The sequence below is a fragment of the Clostridium estertheticum genome, assembly GCF_026650985.1.
Lineage (GTDB): Bacteria > Bacillota > Clostridia > Clostridiales > Clostridiaceae > Clostridium_AD > Clostridium_AD estertheticum_C.
Window position 1 is genome coordinate 900650 of record NZ_CP086239.1, and the last position, 24624, is coordinate 925273.

Consider the following 24624-nt stretch of genomic DNA (forward strand, 5'->3'; position numbering starts at 1 on the left):
ATATTTATGATTTAAGGGATTTGTAAGGTATTTGTTAGAGTTATTTAAAACTAATATAGTATTCTATGTACATGATAATAAATTAATGTTTGGGGGAAGAAAATTATGGAGTGCATATTAAAGACTTATAATCTAACAAAACAGTATAAAGATCATAAAGCTGTTGATGACGTAAATATAACAATTGAAAAAGGAGATATTTATGGGTTCTTAGGCTTAAATGGTGCAGGTAAAACAACTACTATGAGAATGATCATGGGGTTAATTAAGCCTACCACAGGAAATATTGAATTGTTTGGTGAAAAGCTGAGTGAGGACAAAAAACATTATTTTGCAAGAGTTGGGTCAATTATAGAATTTCCAGGTTTTTATGAAAATTTAACCGCGGTGGAAAATTTAGATATTCACAGAAAACTTATGGGTGTTCCAGACAAAAATTGTATAGAACAATCACTAGAAGTAGCGGGAATACTTGATGCTGCTAATAGAAAAACAAAAGAGTTTTCGTTGGGTATGAAACAGAGACTTGGCATAGCAAGAGCTTTACTTCATAATCCTGAATTCTTAGTGTTGGATGAACCAACAAATGGATTAGACCCTGTGGGAATAAAAGAAATACGACAACTTATACTTGATCTATCGCGAAAAAGGCATATAACTGTATTAATATCAAGTCATATTCTAAGTGAAATTCAGCAATTAGCTACTAAAGTGGGTATCATACATAAAGGGAAACTACTAGAAGAAATAGACTCTGAAGCATTAAAAAAGAAAAATAGACATTATATTGAGCTTAAAGTTAATAATGATAGGGATGCCGTATTTATGTTAGAACAAAAATTTAACATATCAGATTATATAATATCAGAACCGGGAGTGATTAAAATTTATGAAAGGTTAACAGAGACTTCTAATATTAATAGGATGCTAATACAAAATAATGTTGAGGTTAAAGAAATATCTTTGCTTAGGGACAGTCTTGAAGATTATTTTATTAAGTTGGTAGGAAGTGATATAAATGAATAATGTTGCAAGTTTACCAACTGTTATGCATACTGAATTTCTTAAACTAAGAAAATGTAAAGTTTTGTGGTGTATACCTCTATGTTCATTGTTTCCTAATATTTTAGTGTTTTCAATGTATGCAGTTAATAAAAAGTTTCCTATAGTTGTTTGGAAAGATTATTTTACAACTAATGAAATGCTTGTTAATGTGATGCTTGGGATTGCTTTCTTTTCTGTATTAGCAGGATATATATATTCACGGGAATATAGAGAAAATACAGTAAATAGCATGTTTACTTATCCAATAAATAGAATGCAATTTTTTATAAGTAAACTTGTTGTTGTATTAATTCTTATTTCTATTACACTTATATCCTCATTTATCTTGGCAATGCTTTTAGGACTTACCATAAAACATGAACCTTTAACTTTTAGTATTTTACTATATTACGCTAAAACTTATATTTTTATGATTATTATGCACTTTGCATTAATTCCTATAGTTGCCTTCTTAGCTATTTATTACAAAAGTATAATTCCACCAATAATACTGGGGGTAGGTGCTACAACTGTTTCCCTCATAATAATGAACACACCATTTAATACGTTATTTCCGTGGACTATTCCAACTATATTAAGTCCCCATGAAAATGGAAGAACTTACACAAATTATGCTTTAGGTATTATTGTTTTATGCACAACATTTATCGGTGGAACAATATTAAGCATAAAAAGCATTAAGAAAGATGTACAATAAAAATATAAACTATAGAAGTACAAGGAGAATTATGAATGTTTGTTGAATTATGTAAAGATGCGATTTAAAACAGTGTTGTATAGTAATTTATAATATAGAGAGGAAGATGATTATTAATGGATTTAACATGGAATTTAGACACACTTTATACTTCATTTAACTCTGAAAAATTTAAAGGTGACATGGAGCTTCTTAACAAGCATATAGAAAATTTGAATGATTGGTCTGCAAAAAATATGAAAGATACGAATAATGCGGCTTCTAAAATGCAAGAATTTTTGAAGCTTTACAATGAATATAAAAGCTTATATTGTTGTTTATATTCTTATGCTGAGTTAACTTCATGTTCAGATAACTCAAATATGGAAGCAATGAACGTTTTAGATGATATTGAGTATAAGAATTCATTGGTTACAGATTCTTTTGTAAAGTTTAACAAATGGCTTATTTCTTTAAATAATATATATGAATTAATAGATACTTCACCAATACTTATTGAATATCGGTTTTATCTTAAAGAACTTCTTTTGCAGTCAAAATATTTATTGAATGAAAATGAAGAATTATTAATTGCAAAAATGCAGAGTACAGGATCCAAAGCATGGCAAAGACTTTATATGGAGCTCACCTCTACAATGTTAGTTGATATAGATATTGAAGGCGAATCAAAGAAAGTATCGCTTTCAGAGCTCAGAAACATGGCATATAAAAAAGATGAATTTTTAAGAAAAACAGCCTATTATGCAGAGGAGGAAGGTTGTAAAAGAATATCGAAAGCGTCCGCAGCATGTTTGAATGGAATTAGTGGTGAAGCACTTACTATTTATGATATGAGAGGATATAAATCACCTTTAGAAAAAGTTCTCATGGTCTCAAGAATGGATTATGAAACTTTAAATGTTATGCTTTCTGCTATAAAAGAAAGTCTACCTATATTCCATGAATATTATCATAAAAAGGCAGAAGGGCTAGGACATAAAGTTAGCCTTCCATTCTATGATATATTTGCACCAATGGGTGATGCTAATGCAAAAATATCATATTTAGATGCCAGAGATTTAATTGTATCAAGTTTTAGAACATTCAGTCAAGAACTTGCTGATTTTGCAAAGAAAGTCTTTGACAGTAGATGGATTGATGCTGAGCCAAGAACTGGAAAAGGTAATTATGGACTAACTGTCGATATTTTCCCAATAGAAGAAAGCAGAATTATAGCCGATTTTACTGGGGAGTATTGTGATGTTGGTGTACTGGCTCATGAAATTGGACATGCTTATCATAGCTATTGCCTTAAGAATGAAAAGATGCTAAATACGGACTATCCTACACCTATTGCAGAAACAGCTTCGATTTTCTGCGAAACAATAGTAAATAACGCATTACTTAATATTCTACCAACAAATGAAGGTTTTTCAATTTTAGAAAAAAGCATTTCAGATGCGGGCTATTATATCGTTGATTTTTATGCTAGATATATATTTGAAAATAAATTATTTGAAAGGAGAAAATTGGGTCAGTTATCTGTTGAAGAGTTAAATGAATTAATGCTTGATTGTATGGAAGAAGCCTATGGAGATAGTATTGACCCTGAGACCATCCATCCATATATGTGGATGAATAAGGTTGGATATTATTTGTCTGGTAATGAATTTTTAAATTTTCCATATTCATTTGGAGTTTTATTTTCGAAGGGTCTTTATGCTGAATATATAAAAAAGGGAGAAGCTTTTGTATCACAATATAATAATTTTTTGAGTGCTACAAGTAAAAATAATATTGTTGATAGTGCAAAGATAATTGATATAGATGTTCACTCAATAGATTTTTGGCGAAATGCATTAAATCTTATTCAAAAGGACATTGAGGTGTTTATTAGTGGAGTGTAAATAATTCTAGTAACTGTGACCAAATAAACTTTTTATTTCCATTAAAAGTGGAAAAATCATTGCAAATTTATCGAATATGTATTACTATGAAACAATAAAATTTAATAGTTCAGATGAAGATAGCGGGAGAGTAATGGCTATGCCATTCACCGAAGGGGTAAATCTTTCAGGTACCTATTTAATTAGAGATGACCGCTATTGGATGAACCCTTGGAGAGACTCATAATGAGCACCGAAGGAGAAAGCTGTAAAGGCGAAACTCTCAGGTAAAAGGACAGGGGACAGGTAACATATCTTACGAAAGTAATATATTACCAATTACTTCATTTAGATCTTATCTATTCCCAGTTATATCTCCAATCGCAAAATATTTATATAGGAAAAGGCATTTTTTTAGTACATGCCTTTTGACTGAGATGGAGGAATATATATGTCAGAAAATGAAAATTTATCAAGAGGACTGAAAAATCGTCATGTTCAATTGCTTGCAATTGGAGGTGCAATTGGTACTGGATTATTCCTTGGTTCAGGAAGGTCCATTCACTTAGCAGGTCCATCTATTTTATTTGCATATGTGATAACGGGCACAATCTGTTTTCTTATTATGCGTGCACTTGGGGAATTATTGCTTTCCAATTCAAACTATCATTCATTTGTAGATTTTGTACAGGATTATCTAGGTAACGGAGCAGCGTTTATTACTGGATGGACATACTGGTTCTGTTGGATTTCACTTGCTATGGCTGACTTAACTGCTACTGGACTTTATGTACAATACTGGTTACCCAATGTAGCTCAATGGGTTCCAAGCCTTATAGCTCTTGTAATTTTACTAATTATGAACCTTACTACAGTAAAGTTATTTGGTGAAATGGAATTCTGGTTTGCCTTAATTAAAATTGTTGCAATTTTATCACTAATTATAATTTGTACATTTATGATTATTAAAGGATTTTCTACAAATGCTGGTGTATCTAGCTTTACAAACCTTTGGAAACATGGTGGTTGGTTTCCAAATGGGGTAAGCGGTTTTATTCTTTCCTTCCAAATGGTTGTGTTTGCTTTTACTGGAATAGAATTAGTTGGTTTACTAGCTGGTGAAACTGAAAACCCAGAACAGGTTATTCCAAGTGCTATTAATAATATTCCAATTAGAATTATTATTTTCTATATTGGGGCACTTATTGTTATTATGAGTATATACCCATGGAATTCAATTAATCCCGATAAAAGCCCATTTGTACAGGTGTTTTCTGCAGTGGGAATCCCAGCGGCAGCAAGTATTATAAATTTTGTTGTACTAACATCAGCTGCATCTGCTTGTAACAGCGGTATATTCAGTACAAGCCGTATGGTTTACTCTCTTGCTAAAGAAAAGAATGCACCTGAGTCAATGAAAAAATTAACTTCTAATCAAGTACCTTCTAATGCTTTAATGTTCTCTGCAACTGTTATCTTGATTTCAGTTATTTTGAATTATATTATGCCAGAAGGTGTATTTGTACTCATTACAAGTATATCAACATTCTGCTTTATCTTCATTTGGGCAATTATAGTTGTCTGCCATTTAATATATCGCAAAACTAATCCTAAACTTGCTACTAAGAGCAAATTCAAAATGCCATTTTACCCAATTGCTAACTACATAATTCTAGCATTTATTGCTTTCATTATAGTTGTATTGGCACTTACTAAGGAAACTCGTGTAGCCTTATTTGTAACACCTGTATGGTTTATAATACTTGGTGTGATTTATAACATACTTAAATCAAGAATGAAAAATAAAGAAGAGGTTAAAAGAAATGTAGTATAGGCTAACACTAAAAGGCTAGATATCAGATAAAAAGCACCCAATAATGCTTGTTTACAAAACAAGTTTTATTGGGTGTTTTATTTAAAGTATTGTACAATTTGCTATATCCAATGTTTTTACTAATGTAATTTTCGAAGTGATTATGAAGTGAGGATTTTATAGAAATGGATAATTGTATAAAGAAAACATAGTGAATTCAAAGAGAAGTTATAGTTTTTGTAACATTAGGAAACCATATATTTTAAGGTTAAGATTAATATAGGAAGTTTAGTTGGAGGAGACGAGATGAAAAAAAATGAATCTCAAAGAGAATTTAAAAAATTAAAAAGTCAAATTAGTCAAATTGAAGAGATAGTTCATCATTCAAAGCCAGGAGCTCTTATTGAACATGAAGTAGCAATAAGAAAAAAGTTGAAAAAGATTAAAGAGCTGGAAAATGAAGGTTTCAAGGATTTTAAAAAGGTGCATGAGAAATATGAGGAATTATTAGAAGATATATCAAAAAGAATGCTTGAGGATTACAATAAGAGGAATGGTACTGATTTTGAGTTTTATAAGGTTTTAAAAGGAAATTATAGCACTTTTTTTAATTATGGGTTCATGATATTACTTACGAAGCAACATATACCAAAATTAATTATTAATGAGTTTGAAGAAAAATTTCCCAATAACCCTAAAGATGAGTATGTAGAAGCTAGAAGTATGGATAGAATGATTTATATTCATTTAGGTGATACAAATACAGGCAAAACATATAATGCTGTAGAACGTCTGAAAACCGCACAAAGGGGTATATATTTATCACCACTAAGAATTCTTGCTTTAGAGAACTTTGAAAAATTGAATAATGATGGAATAATTTGTGATCTATTAACTGGAGAAGAAGAAATATTAAAGATAGGTTCAACCCATGTTTCGTGTACAATAGAAAAGGTTAATTTAAAGGAACATTATGATATAGCTGTTATTGATGAAATTCAAATGATTAAAGATCAACATAGGGGAATGGCATGGAGTAAGGCCTTATTAGGATTAAGATGTAAAGAGATTCATATATGTGGAGCCGCTAATACGAAAAACATACTAGAAACAATTATAAATGACTGTGGAGATAAGTATTCTATAAAAGAATATACAAGAGATATTCCTTTAGAAGTTGAAAACATAAATTTTAATTATAATCATATTCAAGAGGGCGATGCAATTGTAGTGTTTTCTAAAAAGGGAGTATTAGAAATAGCAGAAAGGTATTCTAAGATAGGTATTAAAACTAGCATAATATATGGAGATTTACCACCAGAAGTTAGAAAAATCCAATATAAACAATTTACAAACAAAGAGACAAAAGTTTTAGTAACTACTGATGCAATCGGCATGGGAGTTAATTTGCCTATTAGAAGAATTGTTTTTATGAGTATAAAAAAATTTGACGGTGAAGAAGTACGAGAACTAACATCACAAGAAGTAAAGCAAGTTAGTGGACGTGCAGGACGAAGAGGTATCTATGATGTAGGGTATGTAGCCAGCGCTGGAGATACTCAAGATTTCATTAAATCTAGATTGGAAGTTAAAGATGAAGAGATAAAGAAAGCAGTTATCGGACCATCAGATGTTATAGTTAAAATTAAAGGGTTACCTTTGATTGATAAACTAGTTTTATGGAGTACTAGGGAAGAGAAATTAGACTATTATACTAAAATGGATATTAGTGATTATATATTAATTCTAGATAGAATAAAGAATTACAAGCTAAAAGAAGAAGTTCAATGGGATTTGTTAAAAGTTCCATTTGATATCTCGAGGGAAGAATTAATGAATACATTTTTACATTATGTAGAAGAGATATTTATTTATAAACAAGAGAGTTTATTTAAACCAGAGTGTTTAAAAAATAATTTGGAGGATTTGGAGATATATTATCAAAAAATAAATATGTATTATTCATTCTCTAAAAAATTCAAATTAGAATTTGATGTATATTGGGTTTATGAGGAAAGAGTAAAGGTCAGCAAAGATATAAATGAAATACTGATGGGGATATAAAAAAGGTAGGATCTGATATATATAGTAGTACCCTTGAGGTAATTGCTATTTGATTTAATCTCAAATGTAGCTTATATTCAACTAGATTGAGATCAAATTATTCAGTAAGGATAAATGAATAAATAAATATTAACATATTTAAATATAAAGAGTGAAGGCATTTTTCAATTGAAATAGTAATTGGAGATAATGCCTTATTTTTATTTGATGCTATATTTGCAAATTATAAAATATATATTAATGCGGATCATATATAAAATACTAGTGGATTTTGCAAATTAACGGAGGAGTTTTATGGTAATTTAAGGGGTGAATATATTTTTTTTTTTGCTGAATTAAAGGAAAATTATGAATGTTTGTTGAATTATGTAAAGAAAGCGTTTATGGCAGGGAAATGTTAACCTCACAGAATGTCTATAATGGGAAGTTAAAAAAATTTAATGCTAAATTGATAAATATAGGGAAAACCGAAGATAATTAGATCACTTATGTAAGATAAATAAGTCTAATCAAAAAAGGAGAAATAAAAATGAAAAAGTTATCAAAAACTCTTTTTGAACAATTAAATAGCTATATGGATACAGACGCTAGACCATTGGAAAAATCTATATTCAATTATTATTTTAATGATTCAAGTGGTGATGATATATTAGATTCATTAGAAGCATTTCAAAACACAGATGGAGGTTTTGGTAAGGGTATAGAACCCGATTTTAAACTTATAAAGTCCTCACCAATGGCAACAGCGATTGGCTTAAGATATTTGAGTAAGTTAGATAATAGTGATAGGGCACAAAATATGATTGCAAAGGCTATTGAATATCTTGAGACGACTTTTGATAGTAATAGAAATGGTTGGTATAGTGTTCCAAGTATTGTTAACAACTATCCTCATGCACCTTGGTGGGAATTTAGAAATGATATAAATATGACAGTTATTGATTATTCATGGGGAAATCCTACTGCTGAATTGATAGGGTATGTTTATAAGTATAAAAAATACCTCAATAACCTCGATATTTATTCTTTAAGAAATTATGCTATAACTAATTTAAATAATCGTACAGAGTTTAACTCAGAACATGAAATAATAAGTTATATTCATATGTATAATGCTCTAGACGAAGAATTTTCTAGCCAAATTGTAGATACACTAAAATTAGCTGTTTCTAAATTAGTTAACATAAACCAATCTGAGTGGATAAATTATGTACCGACACCATTAAAATTTATAAACTTAGATTCTAAGAATTTTTTTGGAATTGAGTGTAAATTCATAGATCAAAATTTAGATTATTTAATAGATAGACTTGAAGAAGATGGTAAGATATTGCCTACATGGCAGTGGGACAAGTATTTAGAAGAATGGGAAATTGCTAAGATTGAATGGATGGGAATCCTAACCCTTGAGGCTTTATTATCTTTATTAAAGTTTAATCGAATATAGTTAGGGTCATAGGAAAGACTTTTCATAAAGTTGGTCACAATCAACTGTTAGAATTACTGAAAAAATTAGATAAACTGGACAGGTTATGTCTATAATCGGAAGTTAAGAAATGTTGTATATTCAATCAATAGAAGAGTGGGTTTAGACAAGATATGTCAACATAATTAAATAGCATTTGTTGCGTAATGGTAAAAAATGGTAATTAACCATATAAAAAATAAAGGAGTTAAAGTAAAGTGAAAAACGATGGAATACAAGGTTTACCCATGTTGTATGAAGCAAAGATATTCTTAGAAGATGCAGGAAGGTTAAATCCAGGGCCTTGGATTAACCACTCAGAATATGTTGCAGAAGCAGCAAGGCTTATTGCAGAAAAAACGGAGGGACTGAATTCTGAAACGGCATATATATTGGGGCTTTTACATGATGTAGGTAGAAGAGAAGGAGTTACTGATATGCATCATATAATTAGTGGATATAATTTCTTAAAAGAGAAAGGCTTTAATGAGGCTGCAAGAATATGTATTACACATCCATTTTTGGTTAAGGAAATAGAGTGTTATTCAGGAAAGTGGGACTGTAGCGAATCAGAGATAGAGTTTATAAAAGAGTACTTGAGAAATATAGAATTTAATGAATACGATAAATTGATTCAATTTTGTGATGCAATCGCTATCTCTTCTGGATTTTGCCTAGTTGAAAAAAGAATGATAGATGTGGCACTTAGGTATGGAATTAATGACTTGATTATAGATAAGTGGAAATCAACAATGGAGATAAAGCAATATTTTGAAAGTAAAATAGGAAAATCAATTTATACCTTGCTTCCAGGCGTTATAGAAAATACATTTGCTTTATAAATAGGTAACAAATATAAAACTAATGCAGAATATTCTTTAAGTTCGTTATAAACAATTGTTAGAATTACTAAAGAAATTAGAGAAACTGGAAAGGTTATGTAATGATGTAAAGAAACAAGAGGAGGAAATATTACAACGTTTTCAAGAAATTTACCCTGAAAATTCCCAAGTCATGCTAAAGGCAGTTGCTAGTTTATTTCCTATGTTTTCTAATAGAATTTCACTTTCAAGTGCTTTTCAAACACCCTCAGAAATTCATCAGGCAATGAGAATAGCTTCTGAGAGTAAATTCGATTTGTATTTTTCACTTTCTTTAGACGATATAAAAATCAGCAGAAATGAAATTGATGATTCTTTATCGCGCATGAAAGAAGATGAGTTGCGGTCATATATTGATACACTTAATCAACGCGACCTTTTTGATGTTTATTTAAAGGAAATCAAGTATCATTTATCTAGGATTCCAGAAAAAAGAATAGATCTTATTTTGAGTGTGTTAGTGTTTCAAAGTGGAATAATTGCAGAGAAAGAAATGCAGTTGATAGGTGCAGATTCAACAACAATTAGTGTTTATACGATTTCGGATTTACTCTTTAGAATTAGTGATGAAAACATACGTTTTAATATTATAGCAACTATGCTTTCCAACTCAGACTTCTTATCATTTTAGTTTTTATTGCTTCTTCTACATATAATTGAACTGACTTATGGGAGAATTGCCGAAACATCTAGTGCGCAAGAACCAAAGCTTATTAGTCTAGATAATTTGTACAAGGTTGAATCAATATTTTTAGAAAGGACAAAAAGTTTTGTAGCGAGTACAAATTTATTTAATTGGAAAGAACTACGAAGAGTTTTGGTTCTTTGGAAGTTTATAGAGAAAGAAACATATTCAGAGTATATAAAAACTGCGATAACCAATGAACTTAATGCTATTAAATTTTTGGCATTGCATGTAACTACTTGGTCATCTGCGGGGGAAGTATGTGAATATGAACTTCAAGATGATTCATACACGAAATTTATCAGTACTGCAGAATTTATAAAAGTAATTGATAGCATGCGAATAACCGAAGATTTTTGGACGTTAGATGAAAAGATTATTGAATCAACCGTTGCTTTTGTGTTAGCGACAGAGCTTTCTAATGTAAAAAAACTAATTGAAATTAAAGATGTCAAGAAAAGAATTGGCGAATGGAAAAATGAGTTGACAGAGCAAGCTAATTGTTGAGTATAGAATTATTTACTGATAATAAATGAGGACATCAAAAAAAATTAAATAGATAATTAGAATTGTCATTATGTTTATTATGGACTATATCTTGAAAAACACTTAACTTCCAATTATTCTTAAACTGTACAGGCGAGGCCGCAATTGTAATTTGAAAATTATTATCATAATTTCAATGAATTTTAGGCAGGACTAATTATGACAGAGAGAAAAGATGAAAAAATGGTGGCGGATAGGTTTAGAGAATATCTAAGTAATAGAGGACTGAAAGAAACATCTGTTGAGGATGATATAGTAAGGATAAAAATGATGACCAGTCGCTATATTGATTATACAAAAGGAGAAGATTATGTACGAGAATTGTTGCATAAATGTGATTTATCAAACAGTTCGGTTGTTAGTTGTTTAAGGGTATGCAGATACTATAAAGAATATTTAGATCAAAGGAATAATTAGTTTGTTTTTAAAACGTGGCTTAAAATTATTTATAAAACGTAATTACCGTCTATAGACGGTAATTATAAATATCAATTAAACATCATAGCAAGAGGATTTGAGTTTACTGCAGATTGTAATTGATGTTCATCAATATGAGTATAGATCTCAGTAGTAGCAACACTTTCGTGACCTAGAATTTGTTGAAGAGATCTTAAATCTACTTTGCCGTATTTATACATAAGAGTTGCTGCAGTATGACGAAGTTTATGGGTAGATATTACTGCAGCGTCAAGTCCGGATGAAATAACGTATTTCTTAACAATATTTTGGACTGCTCTAGTAGTAATGCGGCCACTATTTCTTGATATAAATAGAGCCTTAGAGTTTGTACTGAGATTATTTCTAATATAGAGCCAGGTGTTGATTGATTTTTTAGCAGCAGGTGTTAAAAAAATTTTACGTTCTTTGTTACCCTTACCAATTACAGTTAAAACATCATTTCCAACCTGCTCAATATTTAAACTAGTTAATTCTGATAATCTTAAAGCACAATTAAGAAAAATTGTAATTATACAATGATCTCTTGGATATTTTTCACATTCGATTAGTAAACGGACTGATTCTTCTAAATTAAGATATTTGGGTATGCGTTTTGGTAATTTAGGCGTTTCAAGTTCTTCGGCTATATTGTTATCAATAAGATGTGCCTTTGCTTTCAGATACTTCCAAAATTGGCGGATAGATACTATCTTTCTCGCCTTTGTACCAGCTGAAGTCTTTTGAGTTGTTTGACAATGTGAAATAAATGCATACATATCATTCAGGGTTATTGATTTTATAAACGCTAGATTAACTAAACCAAAATTAGTGTTAATTATTGAAGTTTTACGACTATCTAAGATAAATTTGAAAAACATTAGTAAGTCTGTGCGGTATTCGAAAATGGTATTTTTAGATCGGCCCTTTATTACAATAAGGTAGTCTAAATATTGTTCAACTAATGGACAAGTTTTATTTGATTGCATTGTATCACTCCTTATCTTAGAGTATTGACAGAATTAGTGGAGAATATTAACATAATGACTATAATGGGAAGTCAAAGTGTAATGACAATCTTTGGTATAGAATTATTAGAATTGTTTTGGGTATACAATATGAAGTAGTTTATTGATAATATAGACTTATAGACAAACAGCTGTTATCTATTTCAATAAAAGGAGGACAAAAAATGAAATATATTAGTAAAGAATTAAATGCTTGGGCGATAGAAAAAATTGAGAAGGAATTTCCTGACGATGTAGCATTGTTAATTGGGCACGAACATTGGAAGATTGCACCAGATGGAGATGAAATAGCGTTTAACTTTTACATCCCTTCTACAGACAGAGGCTATAATCTATCTCAGACATTTATCATTGATGACATTGGTTATGACCTATTCCCAATGTCATGGGAGAGAGTGGAAGGAATTGCGAACCTAAATGAAAGTCTTACAACGTGCTTGGCAGATGGAGTTATCTTGTATGCTCGAAGCGAAGAAGAAAAAGAACGTTTCGTAAAATTGCAGAAACAGGTACAGAGTAATCTTAGTGATGAGGAATTTACTTATAGGAAGGGCCTTGAAAAGATTAATATAGTAATGGAATTGTTCCAAAATATGCTTTTCGAAAAATCACTCAGTGGTATACGTAAGGCAAGTGGCTACGTTGCTGCATATTTGTCTGAAGCGATTGCTGCTGTAAATGAAACATATTTTAAGGGTGGTCCTGACAACCAGATAGCATGCCTAAGTGGTCTCCCAGAAGTTCCAAGTGGATTTATTGGTCTCTATGAGAGCACTGCTACAGCAAAAACGATAGAAGAATCAAAAGATATATGCTATAAAATGCTGGATACAACCCGTGATTTCTTCAGCGTGAGAAAACCAGATAAGGAAACAGAAGTAAAGGACTACAATTTTCAAGATTTAGCAGATTGGTATCAGGAATGCATTTATTGGTTTAGAAGAATCTATTATTACTTGGAGATAAATGATGCAACAAAGTGCTTTGTATGGGGATGTATATTACAAAGCGAAATTGATTGTGTCACAAAGGACTTCGGGCTTAAGAAAATGGAACTGATGAATGTATTTGATCCGGCAGATTTAAGTGTCTTCGGTAAATGTGTTGAAGAGATTGAGCAGTATATTGTCTCTGAAATCAGAAAGCATGATGTTAAAATAAGAGAGTTTAAAAATCTGGATGAGTTTTTAAGGCAAAATGGATAATGTATACGAGGAGGCATATAATGAAATATTTAAATGCTTCTGATATATTGCCTGATGAGCTGCTACAAGAGGTTCAAAAGTATGCACAGGGAAAAGCTCTATATATCCCTAGAAATAATGAACGTAAAAAATGGGGTGAAGGTTCTGGAGCGCGAGGCTATTATGAACGGCGTAATGAAGAAATTCGGATAAAATTTGCAAGTAAAAATGTTCCTATAGAAGAAATAGCAAATATTTATTGCCTATCCGTAGAAACAATCCGTAAAATTTTGTATAAATAATAAATAATAAATAATAAATAATGGAGCGAAATGATTATTTTAAATTATATAAGGTAAGCTGAAGAAGTTAAAAAACTTCTTCAATCAAAAATAGCATTAGAAGGAGTTAAAATAATGAATGTAAAAATTAGAAACTTTATAGACGAAGCTGGATACTGCGATGATTTTCAGAAAATTTGTGATTTTTTAATTCGTATAAATCAAAATGAAGTTGTCGCTCCTAGCTGGTTATGGGCAAGATGGGTTTGGCAGTACGATTCGCATATAAATACGACGCAGTCGCACTTTGGCATTGCTGAGGTTAATGGAAAAATTGTTGGACTTACATTATATGACCACGGTCTTGGTGAGGCATTCTTTTGCGTTGACATGGATTATGAAGGTATCAAGTCACAACTCATAGACTTTGCAACAAATAATTTAAATTTGAATGGAGAAATAAGGTTAGCTTTGCCAGATGGAGATTTAGGTTATCAGCAATCGGCTGTTCAAAAGGGTTTTATTGCTACTACGGAAAAGGTTCAGACATCACGAATAGATATCAATGACAACGTTTATGCTCTCCCCAAAGGGTATACAATTATGAGCTTTGCCGATAAAAGCTTTGACGCTGATAAATATTTTGATGCGATTTGGAAGGGATTCGAGAATAAACGTGAACGCACTGAAGCAGATAGCGTTAAAATGAGAGAAGGGTTTGATAGACCATATCTTGACCTCGATTTGCGCATATTAGTTGTTGCTCCTAACGGAGACTACGCTGCCCATTGTGGTATGTGGTGTATTCCTGGCAGCGAGTATGCTTATGTCGAACCTGTTTTCACTTTACCAGAATATCGTAAGTTGGGATTGGGCAAAGCTGCTGTTCTTGAAGGGGTAAATAGGTGTGGCAAACTCGGAGCAAAACATGCATATGTGCTTTCATCACAGCAATTCTATTATAATATCGGTTTTTATTCTTATCAAAATGATATATGGTGGATACATAAAAAATCCTAAACAAATAAAATCAAGCTTTTTAAGTGTATGAAAATAGCCCAACTGAAGTTTTATCGGTTGGGTTATGATTTATATGTAGTATCTGCTCAACATAGGCAAGGTCATGGTCGCAGTATAAGCATAATCTACAGTAAGTTTCTTACACAATGTTCGTAACGGACGACACAACCTAATGTCAGAATTAGTAAAGTAATGGAGTGATTCTGCGTATTTTTATATATTCTTCAGTTTCCCATTATTCATATTGGACATGCTGTAGAACTTCTAATTAGGCTAATAATGAGAAGTAATACCATATATTTAGAAAATAACGTTTTATAAAGATATCCTTTTACTAAAGAATAACGGATATATATATGTCGGATTTGCTAAATTAGACGACGCAACTATTGAAATTGAAAGTACGAATAATGCTCTTTGAAAATTGAATAGTACGGTATTTAAAATGAAAAAACACTATTATAAAAATGCAGTTATGTACAAATATGTATAATATGCTATAATTTCTATAGAGTTAAGTCGAAGTTGTAAAAAAGTGTGAAGTAATCGAATAATAATGGTCATTGCATAAAGAAAATAAAATAGAACAAATAATTGGAGGTTCATGGTGGATATATGGAAGGCATTTGCTAAAGTAATTTCAGTGGTGATAATATTGGATGGTATAAATTTATTAACAAATAAATCTAAAATGTTAGTTAAATTATCAATGAAAAAGAGTGCATTTTGCAACTCCGATACAAGAAGAGCAATAGTTAGGAATCATGACAAGACAGCAAAAGTATTGGGAATACAATATACGATAGGTGGAATACTATTGCTAATATTTTCAATTATTTATAATAATACTGAGTTCACCGGAAATTTTTTAATAATGGGAATATTATCTTTATTCAACTTATTTATATTAGGATTTGTAGTTCCATCCATAAAATAAAGGTATTTTATTTATAATACCTAATTAAGTGTAAGTTACTTTATAATATTCTTAGCGAATTATACGAAGTTAGGCGCGAAAAAAAGCTCAAACCCTAGATAAGAGTCTGAGTGTAAAAAAATATAGAAATACGTCTAACTTTGAATAATTAAAATAGCACGAAACCGCGGTAGTATAGATATAATCTATGGGGATTGAATAAGTTTACTTATACCAAATTTAATGGATTAGTTAATTAAATAGCTAAAGTTAAGGTGAGAAGCATATAAAAAAACATTAAACATGAAGAAATAGATATAGTTTCCCCTACCCCATAATGAAACGCAGTTAATATTATGCAGTTTGTAAAACAGTAGGAGGAGATTTTGAAAATAAAGTACATCTACTAAGTTTGTCTGAGCCACTGTGTTGGCATTTGGAAAAATCTCTTCCAGTGATTTTTTGAATTAATTGGAGTGCTGATATTTTTTCTTCAAGTAAAATAGGTGTATTAGTAAGGTGTTTGCAAAGCGTAAGTTTAGTATTTTTGTTTCGATTTCTAAGCAAACCATAATGTCTAATTTTCATAAATCCACTTGGCAGTATATGAATAATAAACCTACGGATAAACTCATCGGCAGAAACAGTCATTAACTTACACTTGCTACTATCTTTGTAATCACGCCATTTGAATGTAACATTATCATTTTCAATATTGATGATACGATTATTTGATATAGCAACTCTGTGAGTATATCTACCTAAATATTCAACTACACATGAAGCTTGTTTAAAAGGGGGTTTGCAGTAAACAACCCATTCCTTAGCATAAATAGAGGAAATTAGTTTTTCAAATTCATTATTATTACAAAGATATTCTTGAGTGCCATAAAATTTAAGCTTATTTTTATAATATATTTGTTTGAGATAATATATAAATTTGCCTCTGAATTTGCGAGATAGCACTTTAATTGGGATGAAAAACTTCTTTCTACTACTTACCCATTTTCCTATTGATGATAATCCACCTCCGGGTACAATACAATGAATATGAGGATGGTGCATCAGATTTTGTCCCCATGTATGTAGAATAGAGGTAAATCCAAGTGCTGCACCCAGATATTTTTTATTTGAGGCTAATTCTGAAAGTGTTTCAGCGACAGCTTTAAATAAAAGAGTATAAAGCTCCCTTTGATTTTGATATACTATCAAATTTATGGTATCAGGAATGGTAAATATCACATGAAAGTATCCAATATTAAGTAAGTTGTTCTTTTGAGAGTCAATCCAACGTTCCTTAGCAAGACTTTGACATTTAGGGCAGTGTCTATTACGACAAGAGTTGTAAGAAGTTTGAGTACTGCCACAGTTTTCACATTTGTCTATATGACCTCCTAACTGAGATGTCCTACATTTTTCAATTGCAGACATAGCCTTGAGTTGAGCAAGCGAAAGCTTATGTTTTTTACGATATTCTGTGCCATATTGTTGAAAAATATCTTGAACCTCAATCATTATCTTTCCTCATTTTTTTTCTTGGATTTTTTCAACATGTCCAAAGGACTTTTTACATTTAATGATTCAATTTTTATCATATGTAAATAAAAACAGGTTGTGCTGATATCAGAATGGCCAAGAAGTTGTTTAATATGGAATATGCTTACGCCTGACTCAAGCAGGTGAGTTGCAAAACTGTGTCGAACAAAATCCAAACGTTTGGATTTCTTGCGTTATCCAAACCTTTATAAAATCCAAACCTTTTTAAACAAGTACCTGATTTTATTAGATTAGGACTAAAAAAGGTTTGGATTTTATTTTATTGTGTATGATTATCATATAACACATTTAAGGAGGTCATACCATGCATTTTCAAAATCTAGAAGAGCATTACCATGAATTACTCGACTTTTTAGAGGCAAATCATTATTCTCCGTCCTACATCCAAAAATTCAAAACCGTAATCAGAAACATCCTAAAGGATCCGAAAAGGAAAGGTCGGGAATCATACAGGGGCATATATCTTGAATACGCTAAAGGTTCACATTCTGAACAGTATCTTCGTCATATGAGAACTGTCATCGGTGCTCTTGAACAGTTCGATCTTTTTGGTAAATATCCTAATGGAAGGCGGCGACATTCACTTTTTGGCAGAGGGTCTTATCATCTACTAAATCATGAATACCAGGAACTAATTGATTTTTATTGCAAAACAGAAAAAGAACGCGGGAAAAAACTTACAACACTCCACAGTGAGTCCATGAATGCGGCATCCTTTCTTTATGCCATGCAGAAAAAAGGATTTGAAAGTCTTAATGCTTTCACGGAAGAGTCTGTACTGTCATTCTTCCTATCGGACGAGGGTGAGCTGACTAAAAGTTGTTCCTATAAGAAAAACATCAGAGCTGTTTTCAAGGCAGGCATTTCATGGAAAGCGCGAGAATGCCAAAAGGTGTTGTGCTTCCTGCCTCTTCTCCGAGAAATACGAAAGAACATACAGTATCTCACTAAAGAGGAAGTGCAGAAAATACGTGATACCATAGACAGCTCATCATCTGGACTTTCTAAGCGCGACAGAGCAATTGGAATGCTACTTCTGAATACTGGAATCCGAGGCTGTGACATAGTGGCATTAGAAATGAATTCCATCAACTGGACAGCTGAAAAAATCTGGATCATCCAGCAGAAAACAGAGATTTCACTGGAACTTCCATTAATGCCGATTGTAGGTAATGCTATTTATGACTATGTAACGACAGAGCGCCCTGATTCAGGCCATAGATTCCTTTTCCTTAGTGAGACAAGACCATTTACACCGCTGGCTAGCCGTAGCATTGGAAGTATAGTTACAAAAATACTTCGTATGGTTGGAATTCGTCAGAATAAGGGAGATTGCAAGGGTACTCATATATTTCGACACTATCTAGCATCCTTCCTTCTGGGTAACGGAATACCGCAGCCGATTATCAGCCGTACCCTTGGCCACACATCACCAGATTCATTGGAACCATATTTGAAGGCAGACTTCGTTAATCTAAAGGAATGTGCACTTAGCATTGAAAAGTTCTCTGTTGCAGAGGATGTGTTTGCCCTATGAGCAGTTTTCAGTCATCCGTCGCACCACTCATACAGTCGTTCATAAGATACCGAAAGGCATCCGACCACTGGAATGTATCTTCCTCTGAGCCGAATCTCCTCATCTTTGAACGCTACTGCATCATGAACTATCCAGGTTTCACGGAACTGACGCAGGAAATGGTAGACAACTGGTGCCGTCAGCGTGATACGGAATTAAACGAATCATGCCGCGTAAGGATTGGACCAGTAGTTGGTTTTGTACGCTATCTGAAAGAACGGGGGCTTACGCGTATCTATGAACCAGTCATTCCGAAGAAAGAGCCTCGTATATATATACCACACGCTTTCACCGAACAGGAACTTACAAATTTCTTCTGTGAATGTGATAGTTTAGGGGTACATCCCCGAAATGAGCCTGTACTTACGAGAAAGCTGACTGTCCCAGTATTCTTCCGACTACTCTATTCAAGTGGTATACGTACCACCGAGGCTAGACAACTACGAAAAACAGATGTGGATATGGAACACGGCATCCTGGATATCCGTTATTCGAAGGGACGTAACCAGCACTATATCGCGTTACATGATTCTATGTTGGAACAGATACGTAAGTATGATACTGCTATCGAAAAGATACACCCAGACAGAACCTATTTTTTCCCAGCCAGAAACGATTCCTTCCACAAGCGCTCATGGGTCCAGAAGAACTTCCATGATATCTGGTATGGAGTAAACAAGGCGCATGCAGTCGCCTATGAGCTGAGACACCACTACGCGGTAAAAAATATAAACCGATGGGCTGGTCTAGGCGTTACCTTTAATGACAAGCTTCTGTACCTTAGCAAGAGTATGGGACATACCACGATAGAAAGCACAAAGTACTATTATTCCATCGTGCCTGGTCTATCACAGATCCTCAGAGAAAAGACTGAAACAGGGTTCGACTGCATTGTACCGGAGGTAGAAGATGATGAAAGCAACGAATGAATCGGTAGAGATTGCACGTCACATTTCCAAATTTTTCAATGAATATGTACCTTCCCAGAAAACAAACAGCTGTCATACCATGAAGGCGTACCAGTATGCACTGCAACTGTATGTCAGTTTCCTTGAATCTGAGAAAAAGGTAGGTCGGACTGATTTTGGAAGTAAATGGTTTGAACGATCCGTTATTGAGGAATGGCTGACCTGGCTTAAGAAGGTGCGTGTCTGCAGTTCTGAGACCTGCAATAACCGGCTGGCATCCCTGCGAATCTTTCTGAAATATATTGGAAGCCGAAACGTAAAATACCTGTATCTATATCAGGAAGCCTATGAAATTCCACGTAGAAAAACGCAGAAAAAAAAGGTGACAGGATTGAGCCGCAATGCCGTCAAAGCACTGTTGGAGGCTCCAAATTTGTCAACACATTCTGGCAAAAGGGATCTTGTATTCATGATACTATTGTACAGTACGGCAACCCGACTGGATGAAATACTCTCACTGAAGAATAGCCAACTTTATCTGGATAAGGAAAATCCATACGTTACAGTCATCGGTAAGGGCAGTAAAATTCGCACACTGTATCTATTGCCTAAAGCAGTTGCACATTTGAAGAAATACCTGGTTGAATTCCATGGAAAGATATCTGATCCAGAAGCATATGTATTTTATTCCAGAAACACTGGAACACATGGAAAAATGACACAACCCACAATAGCAAAGATGCTGAAAAAATATGCGACGGAAGCTCATAAATCTTGCACTGATGTACCTATAACCCTTCATGCTCACCAGTTTCGACATGCCAAGGCATCTCATTGGCTGGAGGATGGTATGAATATCGTTCAGATTTCATTTTTACTAGGACATGAGCAGCTCCAGACGACAATGGTGTATCTCGACATAACGACAGAAGATTCTGCAAAAGCACTTGCTACTCTAGAAAGTGAAAATGATAGAAAAGTGACTCCAAAATGGAAAAACGCAGATGGCTCATTGGTAAATTTTTGCGGGCTTGGCAATAATAAAAAATGAAAATAAAATCCAAACCTATTTTATTCACAATCGAGTAAGACCAGGTACTTGTTTAAAAAGGTTTGGATTTTATAAAGGTTTGGATAACGAACAGAATGAACTGTAACTGACTTAGTGATATTTGTTTTAGCTATGTATTTGTGAAATATATTTTGTACTGATCTAGGACTAATATGGGTACCGGTATTTATTCTGCTATAAAAAAGACATTCTTTAGGATGATATGCTTTCCAGTAATCCCTAAGTATTTCTAAATTATCTTGTGAAAGTAGTGCATATCTATCTTTGGAACCTTTTTCATTACGTATAAAAAGTTGCATCTTCTTACTATCTATATCTGAAACTTTTAGACAAGAGACTTCGCTAAGTCTTAATCCAGCACCGTAAAGAGTCATTAAGATTGATTTATCTCTTAAATTATCACAAACGTTAAAGAGGCTTTGCATTTCTTCTTGGGTGAGAAGATTTGGAAATTTACGATGCCTACGGTGACGAGGTATTTGTTTGTTATTTAAATTAGTATCCAAAGTTACACCATACAAAAAACGAAGTCCACTGTTATAGGTATTAACACTTCCAGAAGCTAGTTTTTTCTCTGTTGTAAGAAAGTGAAGAAATTCTCTAATGTCTTTTTCGCCGAGTTCTGTAGCTGGTTTATTAAAGTGGTTTTGAAAAATTTTGCATTTGGAATAATACTCTTCTTGAGTATGTTTGCTTAGCCCTCTGAGTTCTACATCAAACCTTAATTTTTCTAAAACTTGTTCTTTTGTCATAAATAAAACATCTCCTTTAAAGCTAGATTTTTTCCATTCCAAAGGAGTTGTATACAAAAGACAAACTGATATACTTATAATATAAGTTTCAATTATAGAATCTAAATTAATTTTGGTTTACCACCGCGATAGCGGTTTAGTGCTATTCTTATAATGTCTATAATTGGAAGCACGAAAATAAAAATTTAACGGGGATATGTCCATCTTGTATGACGAAATAATGAGTTCATATATTTTGAGGGGAGGAATAAAAGTGGAATTTTATATTAGACCAATAAATGTTAGTGATGGTAAAGGTATCAATGAATTAAGACGCATGCCGGGTGTATTTGAAAATATTTTAGGTATTCCGTCAGAAAGAATAAAACGGAGTGAAGATTTCATTGTTAATATGGATGTCAATCAACATGTGTTTGTTGCTGTTTCAAAGCTTCAAAGTGGTGAAGAAATAATTATAGGCACCGCTGGCTTAACTGTAAATGCTAATCATCGGATCCGACATAGCGGTAGCATCGGCATAATGATTCACAAAGCCTATCAAAATAAAGGTGTTGGTAGTACCTTAATGAATGCACTTATTGATGTGGCTGACAACTGGTTAATGCTTGTTAGAATTGAATTGACTGTTTTTGAGGATAATAAGCGAGCTATAAATTTGTATAAGAAGTTTGGATTTGAAAAGGAAGGGATTAAGCGGCTTGCAGTAATAAGAAATGGGAAATATGAAAACGAATATTTAATGGCGAGAATAAACTCTGCTCATATATAATGAGAAAATTGTTAATTCCAAATATTTAATTAATATATAATATTTTATATCTATAAATCGGGAGGGTCATTATGATTGAAAAAACATGTGAAATTGTTAATGATGAGTATTGTTGCGATATTGATATAACTATTGAGGAATGGAAACAATTATTAACTAATCCTACAGTTTTTGATGATAAAAGCAAAGAAGCTATAAAAAAATGGTATATAGAACCTAGATATTCTGCTACTTGTGGTTATATAGGTAAAAAATATAATGAGCACAGTATGAGCGCTAATGGAATTATAAATGGTTTAGCGGGAAGGGTCCAAAAAGAACTTGGACGGTTCGTTGTGAAGGGAATAGGCGGTATAGCTGCAGGAACAAGATTTATTGTCGTAATGAAAAGCAAACTGATAGATGTAAAACCAAAGACTTGGGAGTGGACGATTAGAGAGGAGCTTATTAAAGCTATTGAGGAATTAAATATATTTTTAGATAATAGTTATTCAGATGATGCCCTTGTTTCAGATATCGGCGATAGTGATATTTCTTCGGATACCCAACACTTTGAATATAGTGGTAAATCTAAAAATAGGAAAGAACCTATTTATGTACAAAATAAATATTTGTATCCTCGAAGTCACAAGGTATCAATAAATGCTTTACGACACGCAAATTATAAATGTGAATTTGATAATACCCATTTAACCTTTACAAGGAGGAATTCAGACTTAAGCTATACTGAACCCCATCATTTAGTACCAATTGCTTACTACAATAATTTTGAAGTTTCTCTTGATGTTGAAGAAAATATTGTTTCTTTATGCTGTAATTGTCATAAGCAAATACATTTAGGACAAGGTTTTGAAGTAATGCTAGAAAAGCTATATAATGAGCGAAAAGATTTGTTAAAGATGGTTGGTATATATATTTCCTTAGATGAGTTGATTAAACTATATAAAAATGATAAATGCGAAAATTGAAGCATAGAACTTAAGGCATCAACAAGTAACTAATTAATGATGACCAGTCGCTATATTGATTATACAAAAGGAGAAGATTATGTGCGAGAATTGTTGCATAAATGCGATCTCTCAAACAGTTCAGTTGTAAGTTATTTGAGAGTATGCAGATTTAGATCAAAGGAATAATTAGCTTGTTTTTACAACTCTGCTTACAATTATTTATAAAACGTAATTACCATCAATAGACGCTAACTATAATATCAATTAAACATCATAGCAAGAGGATTGGAGTTCACAGCAGATTGTAATTGATGTTCATCAATATGAGTATAGATCTCAGTAGTCGCAACACTTTCGTGACCTAGAATTTGTTGAAGAGATCTTATATCTACTTTACCGTATTTATACATAAGAGTTGCTGGTACAGATATTTGTTATATTCAAAGGCTTTTAGGATATACTCGAATAACTACGACCACTATCTATTTACATCTTAGAAGAATGGATTTACTTCTAGATAAAAAAGATAAACAAGATGATTGAGATTCAAGATATATTCAATCAATATGGTGATGAATATAGGAGAAATCATAAGCTGCCATTACATATATTAAAAACTATGATTGCTATTGAGTCTTCTAGAACAGCAGAACTTGGTGGTCATGTAGATGAGTGTAGTGAATGTGGGCACATACGAATATCTTATAATTCTTGTCGAGATAGACATTGTCCTAAATGCCAAACTTTAGCCAAGGAAAGGTGGCTTGAAAAAAGAAAATACGTCTGTTTTTAGAAGATAATTAGGATTTAAAAGGATTATAGATATATTTGTGGAAATTATAGTTAAGAGTATTGGTGTTAAAGCAAATTTCAGAAAGAGTGGTAAGATTGGATCCCCATAGTAGTGGAAATGAGGCATCGTTCTATAGCTTGTTTCAGAAATTGAGCAACTTTAGTGGCTATCATCATTTAAGTATATACTTATGGTGATAGTTTTTATCAGCTCAACATCTGAATCCAAACCTATTTATAACACGAACTTTTAGCGTTTCTTTATTTATTTTATCATTAATTCTTTGACTCTTAGATAAGGCA

The 24624-nt window shown here is 32.4% G+C and carries 22 protein-coding genes, 3 pseudogenes and 1 riboswitch; of the genes and pseudogenes, 20 read left to right on the forward strand and 5 right to left on the reverse strand.

What is annotated here, in order from left to right; all coding sequences use genetic code 11:
* Positions 1–105: 105 nt before the first annotated feature.
* From LL038_RS04605 to LL038_RS04650, 10 genes are all read left to right on the forward strand, one after another.
* Positions 106–1026 carry an ABC transporter ATP-binding protein gene (locus LL038_RS04605; protein WP_216119839.1) on the forward strand — a complete coding sequence of 307 codons (921 nt, stop codon included), beginning with the start codon at positions 106–108 and terminating at the stop codon, positions 1024–1026.
* Positions 1019–1762, forward strand: coding sequence for an ABC transporter permease (locus LL038_RS04610; RefSeq protein ID WP_216119838.1), 744 nt, complete (start codon positions 1019–1021; stop codon positions 1760–1762). Before LL038_RS04605 ends, LL038_RS04610 begins: the two co-directional genes overlap by 8 nt.
* A gap of 116 nt (positions 1763–1878) precedes the next feature.
* A complete protein-coding gene (locus LL038_RS04615) occupies positions 1879–3648 on the forward strand; it encodes a M3 family oligoendopeptidase (protein WP_216119837.1) in 1770 nt (589 codons plus the stop codon).
* Positions 3649–3848: 200 nt separating this feature from the next.
* Positions 3849–3936, forward strand: a riboswitch (glycine riboswitch).
* Positions 3937–4078: 142 nt separating this feature from the next.
* On the forward strand, positions 4079–5461 hold the full coding sequence (locus LL038_RS04620; protein WP_216119836.1) for an amino acid permease: 1383 nt from the start codon (positions 4079–4081) through the stop codon (positions 5459–5461).
* A 285-nt stretch (positions 5462–5746) separates the two neighbouring features.
* Entirely contained in the window at positions 5747–7504 is a 1758-nt protein-coding gene (locus LL038_RS04625; protein WP_216119835.1) for a helicase-related protein, read from the forward strand.
* Between the two features lie 529 nt (positions 7505–8033).
* Positions 8034–8951, forward strand: a complete 918-nt coding sequence (locus tag LL038_RS04630) for a hypothetical protein (protein WP_216119834.1) — start codon at positions 8034–8036, stop codon at positions 8949–8951.
* A gap of 236 nt (positions 8952–9187) precedes the next feature.
* On the forward strand, positions 9188–9811 hold the full coding sequence (locus tag LL038_RS04635; RefSeq protein WP_268055996.1) for an HD domain-containing protein: 624 nt from the start codon (positions 9188–9190) through the stop codon (positions 9809–9811).
* Between the two features lie 55 nt (positions 9812–9866).
* Positions 9867–10481 (forward strand): hypothetical protein, encoded by a 615-nt coding sequence (locus LL038_RS04640; protein WP_268055997.1) that lies wholly within the window; start codon positions 9867–9869, stop codon positions 10479–10481.
* 6 nt (positions 10482–10487) lie between these two features.
* Positions 10488–11042, forward strand: a complete 555-nt coding sequence (locus LL038_RS04645; protein ID WP_216174390.1) for a hypothetical protein — start codon at positions 10488–10490, stop codon at positions 11040–11042.
* 198 nt (positions 11043–11240) lie between these two features.
* Positions 11241–11498 (forward strand): hypothetical protein, encoded by a 258-nt coding sequence (locus tag LL038_RS04650; RefSeq protein ID WP_216119831.1) that lies wholly within the window; start codon positions 11241–11243, stop codon positions 11496–11498.
* 71 nt (positions 11499–11569) lie between these two features.
* Here the strand turns inward: LL038_RS04650 and LL038_RS04655 are convergent, their stop codons facing one another.
* Positions 11570–12505 carry a tyrosine recombinase XerC gene (locus LL038_RS04655; RefSeq protein WP_216119830.1) on the reverse strand — a complete coding sequence of 312 codons (936 nt, stop codon included), beginning with the start codon at positions 12503–12505 and terminating at the stop codon, positions 11570–11572.
* A 203-nt stretch (positions 12506–12708) separates the two neighbouring features.
* Here LL038_RS04655 and LL038_RS04660 point away from each other — a divergent pair, with 203 nt between their 5' ends.
* The 4 genes from LL038_RS04660 (at position 12709) to LL038_RS04675 (ending at position 15966) form a co-directional block, all read left to right on the forward strand.
* Positions 12709–13749, forward strand: coding sequence for a hypothetical protein (locus LL038_RS04660; protein ID WP_216119829.1), 1041 nt, complete (start codon positions 12709–12711; stop codon positions 13747–13749).
* 20 nt (positions 13750–13769) lie between these two features.
* A complete protein-coding gene (locus LL038_RS04665; RefSeq protein WP_216119828.1) occupies positions 13770–14030 on the forward strand; it encodes a CD3324 family protein in 261 nt (86 codons plus the stop codon).
* 114 nt (positions 14031–14144) lie between these two features.
* Positions 14145–15029, forward strand: a complete 885-nt coding sequence (locus tag LL038_RS04670; RefSeq protein WP_216119827.1) for a GNAT family N-acetyltransferase — start codon at positions 14145–14147, stop codon at positions 15027–15029.
* 607 nt (positions 15030–15636) lie between these two features.
* Positions 15637–15966 (forward strand): hypothetical protein, encoded by a 330-nt coding sequence (locus LL038_RS04675; protein WP_216119826.1) that lies wholly within the window; start codon positions 15637–15639, stop codon positions 15964–15966.
* Positions 15967–16299: 333 nt separating this feature from the next.
* Here LL038_RS04675 and LL038_RS04680 read toward each other — a convergent pair whose 3' ends face one another.
* Both LL038_RS04680 and LL038_RS04685 read right to left on the reverse strand, forming a co-directional pair.
* Complete coding sequence (locus tag LL038_RS04680; RefSeq protein ID WP_216119825.1) at positions 16300–17460, reverse strand: IS91 family transposase; 1161 nt, start codon at positions 17458–17460, stop codon at positions 16300–16302.
* A pseudogene (locus LL038_RS04685) lies at positions 17460–17648 on the reverse strand (tyrosine-type recombinase/integrase); the annotation flags it as partial. The gene LL038_RS04680 and the pseudogene LL038_RS04685, both read right to left, overlap by 1 nt.
* A 158-nt stretch (positions 17649–17806) precedes the next feature.
* Between LL038_RS04685 and LL038_RS04690 the strand changes: the two are divergent.
* Genes LL038_RS04690 through LL038_RS04700 form a run of 3 tightly spaced genes read left to right on the forward strand, consistent with a single transcriptional unit; the run spans position 17807 to position 21037 of the window.
* Entirely contained in the window at positions 17807–19039 is a 1233-nt protein-coding gene (locus LL038_RS04690) for a tyrosine-type recombinase/integrase (RefSeq protein WP_216119824.1), read from the forward strand.
* Positions 19036–20007, forward strand: coding sequence for a tyrosine-type recombinase/integrase (locus tag LL038_RS04695; RefSeq protein ID WP_216119823.1), 972 nt, complete (start codon positions 19036–19038; stop codon positions 20005–20007). Before LL038_RS04690 ends, LL038_RS04695 begins: the two co-directional genes overlap by 4 nt.
* Positions 19988–21037 carry a tyrosine-type recombinase/integrase gene (locus LL038_RS04700; RefSeq protein WP_226137251.1) on the forward strand — a complete coding sequence of 350 codons (1050 nt, stop codon included), beginning with the start codon at positions 19988–19990 and terminating at the stop codon, positions 21035–21037. Before LL038_RS04695 ends, LL038_RS04700 begins: the two co-directional genes overlap by 20 nt.
* A 20-nt stretch (positions 21038–21057) precedes the next feature.
* Here the strand turns inward: LL038_RS04700 and LL038_RS04705 are convergent, their stop codons facing one another.
* Positions 21058–21810: a tyrosine-type recombinase/integrase gene (locus LL038_RS04705; RefSeq protein WP_216119822.1), complete on the reverse strand. Its 753-nt coding sequence runs from the start codon at positions 21808–21810 to the stop codon at positions 21058–21060.
* 253 nt (positions 21811–22063) lie between these two features.
* On the opposite strand from LL038_RS04705, the gene LL038_RS04710 reads away from it, so the two are divergent.
* Positions 22064–22579 (forward strand): GNAT family N-acetyltransferase, encoded by a 516-nt coding sequence (locus LL038_RS04710; RefSeq protein ID WP_216120057.1) that lies wholly within the window; start codon positions 22064–22066, stop codon positions 22577–22579.
* Positions 22580–22650: 71 nt separating this feature from the next.
* Positions 22651–23547, forward strand: coding sequence for an HNH endonuclease (locus tag LL038_RS04715; RefSeq protein ID WP_216119821.1), 897 nt, complete (start codon positions 22651–22653; stop codon positions 23545–23547).
* A 242-nt stretch (positions 23548–23789) separates the two neighbouring features.
* On the opposite strand, the pseudogene LL038_RS04720 reads toward LL038_RS04715, so the two are convergent.
* Positions 23790–23948 (reverse strand): annotated as a pseudogene (locus LL038_RS04720) (tyrosine-type recombinase/integrase); the annotation flags it as partial.
* A gap of 116 nt (positions 23949–24064) precedes the next feature.
* Between LL038_RS04720 and LL038_RS04725 the strand changes: the two are divergent.
* A pseudogene (locus LL038_RS04725) lies at positions 24065–24307 on the forward strand (transposase zinc-binding domain-containing protein); the annotation flags it as partial.
* Positions 24308–24624 lie beyond the last annotated feature (317 nt).